This window comes from Mastigocladopsis repens PCC 10914, from assembly GCF_000315565.1.
Taxonomy (GTDB): Bacteria; Cyanobacteriota; Cyanobacteriia; order Cyanobacteriales; family Nostocaceae; genus Mastigocladopsis; species Mastigocladopsis repens.
Genome location: NZ_JH992901.1, coordinates 4,779,492 through 4,791,522, shown reverse-complemented (window position 1 = coordinate 4,791,522; position 12,031 = coordinate 4,779,492). Strand labels below are relative to the sequence as shown.

Below are 12,031 nucleotides of genomic sequence, written 5' to 3'. Positions count from 1 at the left end.
GCAAAAGTGATATATTGTGTTAAGTAGATGCACCCTGATGATCTGGAGAGCTACCCAAGTGGCTCTCTCTTTTTTTTCTTTACCATCTCCTGGAAAATTGCTAAGAAAATTTTGAGAGTGAAACGGGGGTGAGGGGTATTGCCCCCCAGTGCAAAAGTGATATACTATGTTAAGTAGATGCACCCTGATGATCTGGAGAGCTACCCAAGTGGCTCTCTCTTTTTTATTTATTTATAGTTATTAGTTATTAATTACTAGTTGTTTGTCAAGAGTTATTTGTCAAGAGTCGCAAACACTCGGACAAAGGACAAAAGCTTGATATAATCGCTCCTCAAGCCACTATAAAGTTGTAGGGGAAAAACAATGGCAGACTGGCAGGAAATTACTGGTGGTATCACAGCACCTAGGGGGTATCGCTCAGCAGGAATTGCAGCAGGCTTGAAACCTTCGGGATTGCCAGATTTAGCTTTGATAGTGTCAGATGTAGAGGCGATCGCCGCAGGTGTATTCACGACCAGTCAAGTAAAAGCAGCGCCTGTGGATTATTGTCGCCAACGCTTGCAAGCTAAACAGAGCGCTCGTGCTATTTTCTGCAACGCCGGACAAGCAAACGCTGCAATTGGTAATCAAGGCTGGTTAGATGCCCTAGAAAATGCCATGATGGTAGGGCAAGCACTGAATATCCCCTCAGAATCCGTGCTATTAGCTTCTACTGGGGTGATTGGGCAACGCATTCGCATGGATGCGCTCAAAGCAGGAATTCCCAAACTCGTAGCCGCCCTTTCCGAAACAGGGTCGGATGCAGCCGCAAGCGCAATCATGACTACAGACTTGGTGACAAAATCTATTGCCCTAGAGACAACTATAGGCGATCGCCCAGTGCGGATTGGGGGAATTGCCAAAGGTTCAGGGATGATTCATCCCAACATGGCAACCATGCTGGCATTTGTGACCTGTGATGCAGCAGTATCTCCCATCCTATGGCAACAAATGTTGAGCCGCGCAGCAGATCAAAGCTTCAATTCCATCACAGTTGATGGCGATACGAGTACCAACGATAGCTTAATCGCCCTTGCTAACGGGCAATCCCGCACCCCTGCAATGACCGAAATGGGTGCAGAAGCAGAAAAATTAGAGGCGATGTTAACAGCAGTTTGCCAGCACTTGGCAAAGGCGATCGCCCGTGACGGTGAAGGCGCAACTTGTCTGATAGAAGTACAAGTCACAGGGGCGCAGGATGAACAAGCAGCCCGACAAGTTGCCAAAACCATTGCAGGTTCTTCTCTTGTCAAATCTGCCATCTTTGGACGCGACCCCAACTGGGGACGCATCGCCGCCGCCGCTGGACGCGCCGGAGTTCCTTTTGAGCAAGAAAACCTGAAAATAAAGCTAGGAGATTTCTTGCTTATGGAGAATGGTCAACCACTACCATTTGACCGAAAAGTAGCCAGTGAATATCTCAAACAAGCCGCAGCAGATGCTTGTGTGCCACAGGATTTAGTTGCTACAAATATGAGCAATGACTTGTCAGTTCATCGTGGCATCATCAAACAACGATTAGACAATCCAGTGATTATTTCCGTCAGTATTGGCAATGGTCATGGTTCGGGTAAAGCTTGGGGTTGTGACTTAAGTTACGACTACGTGAAGATTAATGCAGAGTATACAACTTAATCAAGGAATCCCTCCTTTGAGTAAGCAAGCATAATCACACCTGATCGTCTGATTGGTAAGATCCATCTTCACGCGTCACGACCCCACAGGCTAACCGTCCCCCACCCGCTTCAGCAGCCGTCCCGCCTGCTTTTTGTTGATCTGTTAACTGGTGAATGATGATTGCACTACCATTATCATCAAACACGGAGAGAGGACCTTCACTCAGGGTGACGCGACTGGTGAGCGTATTGTAGTTTGCGTATCCCATCTCATCCACGACCAGGTTTGGCAAGTCACCTAGATGGTACGGATGGTTCTCCTGTACAGGAACTTCCGAACCAAAAGGACCAGGGTCAAAGTGCCCACCACTGGTGGTAAAAGGAGGTTGAGCACCGGGTTCGCACACGCCCACAGAATGAATGTGGAGTCCGTGCAGACCCGGAGTCAGCGTTGCTGGATCACCTTGAATGGTGCCTCGAATCCGCACTACTCCATTCTCTCGCTGTGTCAGGATTAGGGTGCCAGTAATATCTGTACCTAGAACCTCGACTCGTGCGCGTAGTAGGCTCTGCGCCTCGCTCGTTTGCCCCAATGCAACGGAGCAGACCAGCATCAAGCAAAGGGTGACTCCGAAGGCAAACAAAGATTTGAGCCGCGAAAACTTGATCACCATGACCTCCTGCGGTAACAAAATAACTTGAGTTAGATCCTACATTCCGCAGGTACCTCAGTTGAGTAAAGATATTTTAGGTTTAGGGTTCTTGAATATGAAATATTCGCCCGCATTCCCTCAAGGAATTTCTGTCATTGGCACAAGTGGATCTGGCAAGACAACTTTAGCAGGGCAAATTTCCCAGCATCTTGCCATCCCCCATGTAGAATTGGATGAGTTACATTGGGAACCGAACTGGATAGAAGTCCCAGATGATGTGATGCGTGAACGAGTTTCTCAAGCACTTGCAAGCAATACCTGGGTGGTTGATGGCAATTACAGCCTGGTACGCGACATAGTTTGGGGAAAGGCTGACACAGTTGTCTGGTTAGATTATCCGCTGTGGGTTGTTATGAAGCAGTTGGGATGGCGAACATTTCACCGGGTGGTGACACAACAGGAAGTCTGCAATGGTAACCGCGAAAGTTGGAAAAAAACCTTTAGCCGTGATTCGATTATTTTGTGGGCGCTTCAGACTTACCATAAAAAGCGCAGAGAGTATCCTCTGCTGTTCAAAAAACCTGAACATAGCCATCTGCAAGTGGTACATCTGCGTTCCCCCCAAGCTGCACGAGATTGGCTGTTAAACTTAAAGAAGTCGAGATGAAGAGTGCTGCAAGTACTTACAGCACATTGCAAGTGAATGAAGTACAACAGAGTTGTCTCAAAGCCAGACAGAGAGCAAATTTTACTTCTGACCGGAGGCGGAGCATCTGGTGGCTCCGCTTCTGACTTCTGAGTTGCATAGAGCTAGGGTTGAAGCCCTTACTACAAGCGAATCATCCTGGAAAACTGAATGACGATTAGCTTACTTTTTTGTGTTTTTCACTACAAATTGAACTCAAAATCAAATCATCCTTTGGGGTATGCGTGGTTTAAGTCTCTTGGCAGGGATGAGTAGTGTAGAGGGGAAATATTATCGAAATATAACTACGATATTCGTAGTGATTATTGCCTTACAGTAATTCTGCCTAAAACCTCAAATACCTATAAATTAAACCAGATTGATAGGTATACAAGGAGAATTGAAATGAGGACAGCAACACTACCTAGATTTAGCAAACATCAACTTGTTTCCTTTTTTGGCGGTATAGGAAAAATCCAGAATTACCAACTTGATTCAGGTATGTGGGCTTATGCCGTTGAAATGGAAATGGGACCACTACCAGAAATGGGTAGGGTAGGTTCTGAGACAACAATTTTGCTATATGAAGCGGAAATTCAAGACGTAATGGATTTATGAAATACCCTACCAGCATCTACTCTCGCTATCATTATAAATTCAACAAACTATGTTGGTTAGTTGATAGCCTTGCTTGAACTGTCGGCGCCAGCAACGAAAAGGCAAATTCTGCTAACAGACTATGACCAAATCTTGTGGGATGCAGGACATCCCAAAAGAAGAATTTATCAGTGTCATTTTGAAGATGATCTGATTGGTCGAGTTGAGCATCAGTCACATTCGTAAAACCAAATTTTGTTGGATTAGTAAACACTTGATGGAATAGTGAATTAACATCAAAAGGAATGATGCTCACGTCAAAACCTAAATTCAAAGTGTTAAGTAATTCAGATAAGCTAAAGTTATGCTGTTGTGTTAATGCGTTGAGAAGGGTAGATTGTTGACTATCTGTGCGTGTAGCAGGAACTTCTCCCAAGTTTGGCAAGTTCAGTACCATGATATTTTTAGCGCCAACAGCAGCCAGGGACGTGATAGCATATGAGAGATTTTCGATGGGCATGGCAGGATGAGTCACGCCACCGCCTAAGTAGTCATTGGCTCCCGCCCATACAATGTAAAGCGCCTTTGGATCAGCAAGCCGATTTGCTGCCTTTAAATCTTCAATAAAGCTGTTGATTTGCTGCTGCAATCCCGGTAAACCCAATTGATTATCTGGAATGAAGGTGTTCTTAGCTCCTGTATTCGCACCACCTGTGGCAAAGTTAGTATTCCTCTTAGAGGTTAATTCTAGTAATGTCGCAAGGTATTCTACCCATACTGGACCATTGGAAAAGCGTCCTTGAAAGTATGGAGGTGATGGTGGACTCCCTTGTCCTAATGCCTTTTGCGTAGCATCAAAAGCACTGCCAATATCACAAAGGCTGTCACCAAATACATACATATCACTAAAATGACAACGTCGTGTATTTGTTCTAACAAAAGTTTGAAAGTTTGATACTAGTTGCTCGTCTGGTGTTACAGCTGCTGCAACTAAGTCGAGATTAATATCTCGATAGGAATTGACGGTATCAAATAGGTTGATAATCATAAGTCAAGACTTTGCTTTACTAGACCGGACTTTAGGCAATTTTGTCTAAAGTTCTTGTACTGTATCCTTAATAAATAGATTGAGAAGAAATCAACTTATGCACTGTCACGCCTAAGCTCCTCACCGTGGGCACGGCTGACCAAAAAAGAATACAGAATACAGAATTCTGAATGTTAAAAAGGTACAAGCCCCTAAATTTATTAAAGACAAAGTTGAAAAAGATTTGTTATGCCTACGGCACGCACTCGCGTTCGAGGCACTAGGTGCTTCGAAGCAAGGCGCCCTTCCAGGTAAGCTAATGAGCATTCAAGTTGCATAGAGCTAGGGCTGAAGCCCTTACTACAAACGAATCATCCTGGAAAACTGAATGACGATTAGCTTACAAATAGGGAATGAGTAGGATTGTGAAAATCCACAAGTGTAAACGCCCTGTGACATTTTGTGAATATTTGACAAAAAATTGCGTTGCTTGACCACTACCGCAACATAAATCCAGAACTTTGGTGTCTGCATGAATTGTTAACCCAAGCATTACCACTTGCCTCAAACGCGCCTCACCAGCTATACTCACAGCCCCCAGAAGGGATACGCCATCATACAGGCATTGGTAACGGTAACTCCAATCCCTTAAAATTGTAGCCACAGCATCTTTCTTTGTTGTTAACTTTAGATATTTATTCAAGATATTATTGTTAACATTAGTAAAAAAGATGAAAAGATTGGGGGATTATAACTACTATGGGTCGCGTAGGCGTCTTATTACTCAATCTCGGTGGTCCAGACAAATTAGAGGATGTCGGGCCTTTTCTGTTCAACCTGTTTTCTGATCCAGAAATTATTCGCCTACCCTTTCGCTGGTTGCAAAAGCCCCTAGCTTGGTTGATTTCTTCAAGGCGTACCCAAAAATCCCAAGAGAATTACAAGCAAATTGGAGGCGGTTCGCCGTTGCGACGCATTACTGAAGCGCAGGGAGAAGCCTTGAAAGAACAGCTCCATGCCTTGGGGCAAGAAGCTAATATCTACGTTGGAATGCGTTACTGGCATCCCTACACCGAAGAGGCGATCGCCAAAATTACCAAAGATGACATTGAACGCCTGGTCGTATTACCTCTGTATCCCCAGTTTTCTATCAGTACCAGTGGTTCTAGCTTCCGGCTTTTAGAAAGACTTTGGCAAGAAGACCCCAAACTTCAGCTTCTTGACTATACCGTCATCCCCTCTTGGTACAAACATCCAGGTTATCTTCAAGCGATGGCGGATCTCATCGCTCAAGAATTAGATCAGTTTCCCCATCCTGACGAGGTTAATATTTTCTTCAGCGCTCATGGCGTTCCCAAGAGTTATGTTGAAGAAGCAGGCGACCCCTACCAGCAAGAAATTGAGGAATGCACGCATCTAATCATGCAAACCCTCAATCGACCAAATCCCCACATTTTAGCTTACCAAAGCCGTGTGGGTCCCGTGGAATGGCTGCAACCTTATACAGAGGATGCTATCCCAGAACTAGCGGAAAAAGGCGTGAAAGATTTGGTTGTCGTGCCTATCAGTTTTGTCTCAGAACACATTGAGACACTACAAGAAATTGACATTGAGTATCGGGAAATCGCAGAAGAAGCAGGAATTCACAACTTCCGTCGTGTACCCGCCTTAAACACTCATGCAGTGTTTGTCAAAGCGCTAGCAGACATGGTTCTCGATGCGTTGCAATCCCCCAGTCTGAAGTTTTCACAAGTCAGCCAATGGAAGAAAAAGGTCAGAATCTACCCGCCTGAACGTTGGGAATGGGGTATGACTACAAGTGCAGAAGTTTGGAATGGTCGTATTGCTATGCTTGGTTTCATAGCATTAATTATCGAACTGATTACAGGTCAAGGTCTCCTGCACATGATTGGGCTTTTGTAGTCAAGTCGCTATGCAATAATTCCTAATTCGTCATTAAGTTGGTAATGACGAGTTATGAATTGTTTAAGTCTATGGGGTATAAACACAACTATATTTTTATAGTGCTTCTGCTACTGAGTAGCTTGGTCATACTTTATCTGTGGTTTCCTGTTAAGGATTATAATTGCAACCCAGAAGCAATTTTTAAATCAACATCCCAAAAATACAAAGTGTATGCTGCCAAGGTAGTTGTTCAGCCGTAGTTAAAGTTAACAAAAATTGCAACAGAAAATTACTACTTTTAGTTGGGTATAACCCGCTCTATTGGCAGGTACGAAGTTATTTTTCATGATTTTAAAATAGAGATATATCGCATAAATAGCTGAATATTTAATATGCGTCACATTTGCGTCTCTTTAGCTGTTGCGATCGCTTAACTTGACCCACATTTATTAGGAGTAATTAGCAAGATAGATGATTGCAGACAATGTTCTGACGCCAACTACACCCTTGCGAGAACCAAAACTATGGATGCCAGAACGGGTGTTATTCACACCAGCTGCCCTCTCTGAACCGTGGGGACAGAAGATATTAGCACGCTTGCAGTCTCTCAACTTACCGATTGAAGAGTTAGCGCGAAATCGTTTGACAGGTTTGCGCGGAGAATCTGAACGCGACACATACAACACTGCCAAGCGCACTCTCGCAATTGTAACAGCGCCGCCTAGTTCCTTTAAGCTTAGTCCTATCCCCCCATCGGCTGAGTGGCAATTTCATATTGCCGAAGGTTGTCCAGCACATTGTCAATATTGCTACTTAGCTGGTAGCTTACAAGGTCCGCCTGTCATTCGCGTGTTTGCCAACCTGCCACAAATATTAGAGAACTTAGCAGCTTACGAGCAAGCAGGGAGGAAAACAAGTTTTGAGGTGAGTTGTTACACCGATCCTTTAGGTATTGAGCATCTCACAGGAAGCCTTGCTGAATGTATCCGCTACTTTGGCACTCGTGATGATGCACATCTACGATGGGTGTCCAAGTTTGATGCTGTGGATGAGCTACTCAATTTACCGCACAATGGTAACACACGCTGCCGAATCAGTGTGAATGCTGCGCCTGTTTCTGGTCGCTTTGAAGGTGGTACAGCGTCCGTATCATCACGGCTGATGGCATTGCGGCGGTTAGCGTTACCACCAGAACAAGGTGGTGGCGGGTATCCTGTAGGTTTGGTCATCGCGCCTATTATGCATATGGATGATTGGGAAATGCATTATGGTCGTTTGTTTGACCAGATTAGTGAAGCACTAGATTTTGATTGTGACCTCACTTTTGAGCTTATCTCGCACCGCTTTACACCAGGTTCAAAAGAAGTGTTGCAAACGTGGTATCCCCAATCAAAACTAGACATGGACGAAGCTAAACGCAGTGTCAAGCGAAATAAGTTTGGTGGCACAAAGTATGTCTACGATACAGACACGATGAAGACTATGAAGCCCTTTTTTGAGGATGAGATTGGACGGCGCTTTCCCAATGCCAAGATTCTGTACTGGACTTAGTTTGTAGTAAGCGCTTTAGTGCTGTAGTTGATATTGTGCAGGTTCAAGCTCAAATATTATAACGGTTCTCTTTTCCATCTTTGAAGTTCTCTATGTAAGAGTAATTGTCCGTTACCTTCGTGGCGAAGTAGTGGTCTGTAACGGGTTTGAGAAGCGCAACGGGCGGCTTTGGTTGTGCAGACATTCCAATCATGCTTGTCTGCATATTTTTTCTCTAATAATGTCTCAGAACACTAGATTAGTGGCAATTGCCCATACGCACAAAGCGTGCCGCACGTATACGCACAGCATATTTTAAGTAGTTTAAATCAGTCTATGTTGATACTTTACCTAAAGTAGTATAATTGTTAAACAAATGCATGAGAATTTGAGTCTTTTCTCCTGGTTTTCCATTAGATATTTGTAATTCATCAATTTGAACTACGGGCATAATCTCTTTTGTTGAAGATGTTATAAAAGCTTCTTCACAACTATTCAAATCGCTGTAATAAATAGGTTTCTCAACTATCTCGAATCGGTTTTTAGCAAGTTCCAAGACAACATTTCTTGTAATACCATGAAGAATATTGTCTTTTGGCGTAATTAGTTGAGAGTCTCGAAAAACAAAGAAATTTGTAGTCGTTCCTTCCAACACATGATTTTGCTGATTGACATACAATGCGTCAATCGCACTAGCGCGTTTTGCCTGTTGTAGAGCCATAATGGCAGAAATATAATTCAGAGTTTTTGCGTTAGGAATGAACCGCTCCATTTCTACAGTGACAACTTTTACCCCTTGTTCATAATATTCCACTGGATATTGGGAAATAGGAGAGACAATAACCACTAAACTAGGTTGTTCTGGAGGAGTTATAAAGTCGGCTGAAGAACCGCCAGTTACCACAATCCGAATGTTCGCTTCTGGCAAATTGTTCCGCTTAAGTGTTTCTTGAGTAATTGCTTCTATCTCCTCAGTTGACCACGGCAAATTTAAGCCAATTAATTCTGCTGAATTTTGCAGCCTTTGAACGTGTTCTCGTAGTCTAAATGGCACTCCGTTATAAGTGCGTAAATAATCAAATACTCCATACCCTCGTACAATTCCTAAATCATTAACTGGCAGAGAAGCTTGGTCTGATGGGACATATTTCCCATTAACGTAAGAAATGAGATCTTTGGCAAAAGTCATACAATGATATTTAAGATATTTAAGATATTTAAAACCACAGATGCACACAGATTAACACAGATAAATCATCTGTGTGCATAAGTAGCCGTGAGCGGCAACAATGCTGTATGTTTCTTCCTTCTGACCAAACTTGTAGCCGTCAACCGCTTTTATCAAGACTGAGATGAGGCGATTGATGTTTCTATCTTTTACGGACGTTCTCAAGAACTACCAACTTTAGAGCAATGGATTATCTAAGACCGTTGTCGATTAGTGGCAATATTAGGAATTGGTGGAATTGAAAAAACTTCTGTTTGTGTGAAGCAGGGAAAAAACTACAGGAGGAATTTGAGTTTGTTATCTGGCGATCGCTCCACAATGTGCCACCAATTGAATCACTGGTGATATTCAGACATAATTGATCAGCAGTTTCAGCGTTTGTCAACCATTGAACAAGAAATTCTGTGAGAGGACATACGGATTGGATCGGATCTGTTGCCTGTAGTTCTGACGGTTGAACTATAGCTAGTGGGAGTTTAGACCAGACAATTAAGCTTTGGGATTGCGGGCGACACTTCTTGCATTGGGTGCAGTTGAAGAAGACAGCAGTAAATCGTAGGATGGGCATTGCTCAGAAAAGTTTATGTGATCGACATTTGAGATATTAGTAAGCAATGCCCGCCCGAAAGAAAACTATGCTTAAGTTGATGTTGTAGCCGCAACTAGCTTCTTGCGCGTGGGACGTTTGCGGTCTGATTTTTTCTTTAATCCAACCGCTTGAGCCTGATCACTATCTGACCCATATTGCCCGCGCACAGCTTCTTTCATAGCTAATATAGCATTGTGAAATTCCCATTCTGCTAATCGGGCAGCATCGGCAGCAGCACGGTATAAAGTTAGTTTCTCGGTTTCGGCTTGTTGCTGTGTCAACATAGCCTGATAAGCTTGCTGTAAGTTTGCAGCAGAAGCATCAGAACGGCTTGTGTTGTAGGTGCTGATGGTTTGCAAACCGTGTAATGAGTCAATATCTTGATTAATCACTTGAGGACTCAAACGGCGTGTTGTATCTTGAGTAGGCATAGAATTTTACGTGATATATTCTATATTTAATGTGCCCATTGCCACAGAAAAACTAACAGTAAAGAGACATTTTTTGAAAAAAAGAGTAAATTCATTTTTGCAAGCCGATACATTAACAATGCAAGCCGATGCATTAACAATGCGAGCCGATGCATTAACAATGCAAGCCAATACATTAACAATGCAAGCCGATGCATTAACAATGCAAGCCAATACATTTAAATAACACAGCGATGCAAAGACAAAACCGCAAGATGCTCTCGTAGTGGCGTGTCAAGGCTAAAGCTGTGCATTAGATTTATAGTTTATTTAGCGCTAAAGCGCTCACTACAAACCTTTTTTATTACACCATTTTAGTTTTGCCGCGCCACTACTAATGAGCAAAATTACTGAGAGTTAACAAAAGAAAGTACTTTCACTAACCAGGCTAACCATTATCGCGCAAGGATTTTAAATTTTCACGGAAAGTGATACTGTTCACTGATTTAAGCTTCTTGGTTTAAATTGCCTAAATCAATGTTTGTAGCTTTCACCCCTTTAACCATTTCCTGCTCAACTGAACCATCGCGCGTGGCTTTCTGGCTTATGTCTTTTGCTTTCAAGTCACCAGTTAATTCAATACGCATCTTTTGATTGCTTCGGTGCCTACTGGAGGCGATCGCCAATCTTGTAAACTACGTTAGCTTTTGCTTAACGCATCAATAAAATTGAGGCTATCTGGATACCATGCGTAGTCTTTCATGTCGCTTGGCCATGATACTTCATCGGGTGTGGCAATTTTTAGGGTGTTAGAATTGAGTTTGTTATATAAGCTAGCAAAATCACCAACTTCAATCTGATTTTTTTCAAAAGTTTGGCGAAGAAGTTCGATTGTAAACATCATGTTATGGGATTCAAAGTTGCCTTTAGGAAACAAACGCGGAAAAATTAAAAATTTGATATCCTTTCGTTTTTGCTTAATAGCTCTTTGCGGTGTGATTCCAAATTTCTCTGGTAATACATCGCCTTGAATAAAAACCATAATATAATTTGGACCTGCTACCCATTGTCGATAGCCATTTCCGAATGTGAAAACATTGATAAGTTGACTAGTGCGTTGCTTCCACTTTTGTTCTTGAATTCGTCGTTCTCTAAAGTCAAACACCCTAGCGCGTCCACAAATAAAGTTTCTTTTAGCAATCTTAATAGCTCTAGCTAAGAAAATTGTTCCAAGACTATCGCCTGATAAATTGAGATTTACGCTGTTGTTTACGGCATAAGTAATCAAAGTTGCTGCATTTTCAATGACTGGACTACCAGATAAATTTAGATAATCAAGAACTGCATTAATCCAATCAAGATATCGGTTAATGAAAGCGATCATTGGACGTTGTTTAAGAAACGTGGAGTTGTGCATATTGGCAATGCCAGTTAAGAGAGTCGTTGCATACCTACGGCTCCTTTTTGAAGACTCTGATTCATGTTGTCCCAACCCAGAGATAAAGATTGCAAAAAGTTCACCTTTGTCCTTTTCTGGATAATAGGCGATGTCAGATGCAATTGTGGTGATGGGGTCAACAGATGCCATCACCGAGTCAAAATCAAAAACCTGTTCACTACCTGGGTTTTGAAATTGTCCATCAAATTTTTTATCTGGGAAAAGAGCTTCAAGAAGCCACCGCCACCAAGGAGAGACAATTTGGTTTGCCTTATCTGATCTGTTCATAAAAGAAGTTCTTAAAGTATATTCCC

At 42.7% G+C, this 12,031-nt stretch carries 12 protein-coding genes and 2 pseudogenes; 7 read left to right on the top strand and 7 right to left on the bottom strand.

All coding sequences use genetic code 11. From position 1 onward, the window contains the following. Positions 1-363 precede the first annotated feature (363 nt). Entirely contained in the window at positions 364-1,674 is a 1,311-nt protein-coding gene (gene argJ / locus MAS10914_RS0123340; RefSeq protein WP_017318369.1) for a bifunctional ornithine acetyltransferase/N-acetylglutamate synthase, read from the top strand. 34 nt (positions 1,675-1,708) lie between these two features. Here argJ and MAS10914_RS0123335 read toward each other — a convergent pair whose 3' ends face one another. Next, positions 1,709-2,329, bottom strand: coding sequence for a superoxide dismutase family protein (locus tag MAS10914_RS0123335; protein WP_017318368.1), 621 nt, complete (start codon positions 2,327-2,329; stop codon positions 1,709-1,711). Between the two features lie 94 nt (positions 2,330-2,423). Between MAS10914_RS0123335 and MAS10914_RS0123330 the strand changes: the two genes are divergently transcribed. Continuing rightward, positions 2,424-2,975, top strand: a complete 552-nt coding sequence (locus MAS10914_RS0123330; RefSeq protein WP_033366463.1) for a P-loop NTPase family protein — start codon at positions 2,424-2,426, stop codon at positions 2,973-2,975. A 423-nt stretch (positions 2,976-3,398) separates the two neighbouring features. Next, on the top strand, positions 3,399-3,611 hold the full coding sequence (locus tag MAS10914_RS0123325; protein ID WP_017318366.1) for a hypothetical protein: 213 nt from the start codon (positions 3,399-3,401) through the stop codon (positions 3,609-3,611). 31 nt (positions 3,612-3,642) lie between these two features. Here the strand turns inward: MAS10914_RS0123325 and MAS10914_RS0123320 are convergent, their stop codons facing one another. Both MAS10914_RS0123320 and MAS10914_RS0123315 read right to left on the bottom strand, forming a co-directional pair. After that, positions 3,643-4,638 (bottom strand): SGNH/GDSL hydrolase family protein, encoded by a 996-nt coding sequence (locus MAS10914_RS0123320; protein ID WP_017318365.1) that lies wholly within the window; start codon positions 4,636-4,638, stop codon positions 3,643-3,645. 427 nt (positions 4,639-5,065) lie between these two features. After that, positions 5,066-5,281 (bottom strand): annotated as a pseudogene (locus tag MAS10914_RS0123315) (SAM-dependent methyltransferase); the annotation flags it as partial. A 95-nt stretch (positions 5,282-5,376) separates the two neighbouring features. Between MAS10914_RS0123315 and hemH the strand changes: the two are divergent. Both hemH and MAS10914_RS0123300 read left to right on the top strand, forming a co-directional pair. Beyond that, complete coding sequence (gene hemH, locus MAS10914_RS0123310; protein ID WP_017318363.1) at positions 5,377-6,540, top strand: ferrochelatase; 1,164 nt, start codon at positions 5,377-5,379, stop codon at positions 6,538-6,540. A gap of 453 nt (positions 6,541-6,993) precedes the next feature. After that, the gene (locus tag MAS10914_RS0123300) at positions 6,994-8,073 is read left to right on the top strand and encodes a spore photoproduct lyase family protein (protein ID WP_017318361.1); all 1,080 of its coding nucleotides are present in this window, start codon (positions 6,994-6,996) and stop codon (positions 8,071-8,073) included. 313 nt (positions 8,074-8,386) lie between these two features. Here the strand turns inward: MAS10914_RS0123300 and MAS10914_RS0123290 are convergent, their stop codons facing one another. Further along, positions 8,387-9,241 carry an aminotransferase class IV gene (locus MAS10914_RS0123290; protein WP_017318359.1) on the bottom strand — a complete coding sequence of 285 codons (855 nt, stop codon included), beginning with the start codon at positions 9,239-9,241 and terminating at the stop codon, positions 8,387-8,389. Between the two features lie 165 nt (positions 9,242-9,406). Here MAS10914_RS0123290 and MAS10914_RS36695 point away from each other — a divergent pair. After that, a pseudogene (locus MAS10914_RS36695) lies at positions 9,407-9,624 on the top strand (hypothetical protein); the annotation flags it as partial. A 295-nt stretch (positions 9,625-9,919) separates the two neighbouring features. Here MAS10914_RS36695 and MAS10914_RS0123285 read toward each other — a convergent pair. Next, the gene (locus MAS10914_RS0123285; protein WP_017318358.1) at positions 9,920-10,300 is read right to left on the bottom strand and encodes a hypothetical protein; all 381 of its coding nucleotides are present in this window, start codon (positions 10,298-10,300) and stop codon (positions 9,920-9,922) included. Between the two features lie 31 nt (positions 10,301-10,331). Here MAS10914_RS0123285 and MAS10914_RS30895 point away from each other — a divergent pair, with 31 nt between their 5' ends. Then, a complete protein-coding gene (locus MAS10914_RS30895) occupies positions 10,332-10,526 on the top strand; it encodes a hypothetical protein (RefSeq protein WP_017318357.1) in 195 nt (64 codons plus the stop codon). Between the two features lie 259 nt (positions 10,527-10,785). Here MAS10914_RS30895 and MAS10914_RS34565 read toward each other — a convergent pair whose 3' ends face one another. Then, positions 10,786-10,926 carry a hypothetical protein gene (locus MAS10914_RS34565; protein ID WP_017318356.1) on the bottom strand — a complete coding sequence of 47 codons (141 nt, stop codon included), beginning with the start codon at positions 10,924-10,926 and terminating at the stop codon, positions 10,786-10,788. Positions 10,927-10,979: 53 nt separating this feature from the next. Further along, the gene (locus tag MAS10914_RS0123270) at positions 10,980-12,005 is read right to left on the bottom strand and encodes a hypothetical protein (RefSeq protein WP_017318355.1); all 1,026 of its coding nucleotides are present in this window, start codon (positions 12,003-12,005) and stop codon (positions 10,980-10,982) included. Between the last annotated feature and the right edge of the window lie 26 nt (positions 12,006-12,031).

Bases quoted from the DNA above. Each gene is read 5' to 3' on its own strand.
- argJ (WP_017318369.1), top strand. From the start codon at position 364: ATGGCAGACTGGCAGGAAATTACTGGTGGTATCACAGCACCTAGGGGG.
- MAS10914_RS0123290 (WP_017318359.1), bottom strand. From the start codon at position 9,241: ATGACTTTTGCCAAAGATCTCATTTCTTACGTTAATGGGAAATATGTC.
- MAS10914_RS0123300 (WP_017318361.1), top strand. From the start codon at position 6,994: ATGATTGCAGACAATGTTCTGACGCCAACTACACCCTTGCGAGAACCA.
- MAS10914_RS0123325 (WP_017318366.1), top strand. From the start codon at position 3,399: ATGAGGACAGCAACACTACCTAGATTTAGCAAACATCAACTTGTTTCC.
- MAS10914_RS0123270 (WP_017318355.1), bottom strand. From the start codon at position 12,005: ATGAACAGATCAGATAAGGCAAACCAAATTGTCTCTCCTTGGTGGCGG.
- MAS10914_RS0123320 (WP_017318365.1), bottom strand. From the start codon at position 4,638: ATGATTATCAACCTATTTGATACCGTCAATTCCTATCGAGATATTAAT.
- MAS10914_RS0123330 (WP_033366463.1), top strand. From the start codon at position 2,424: ATGAAATATTCGCCCGCATTCCCTCAAGGAATTTCTGTCATTGGCACA.
- MAS10914_RS0123285 (WP_017318358.1), bottom strand. From the start codon at position 10,300: ATGCCTACTCAAGATACAACACGCCGTTTGAGTCCTCAAGTGATTAAT.
- MAS10914_RS34565 (WP_017318356.1), bottom strand. From the start codon at position 10,926: ATGCGTATTGAATTAACTGGTGACTTGAAAGCAAAAGACATAAGCCAG.
- MAS10914_RS0123335 (WP_017318368.1), bottom strand. From the start codon at position 2,329: ATGGTGATCAAGTTTTCGCGGCTCAAATCTTTGTTTGCCTTCGGAGTC.
- hemH (WP_017318363.1), top strand. From the start codon at position 5,377: ATGGGTCGCGTAGGCGTCTTATTACTCAATCTCGGTGGTCCAGACAAA.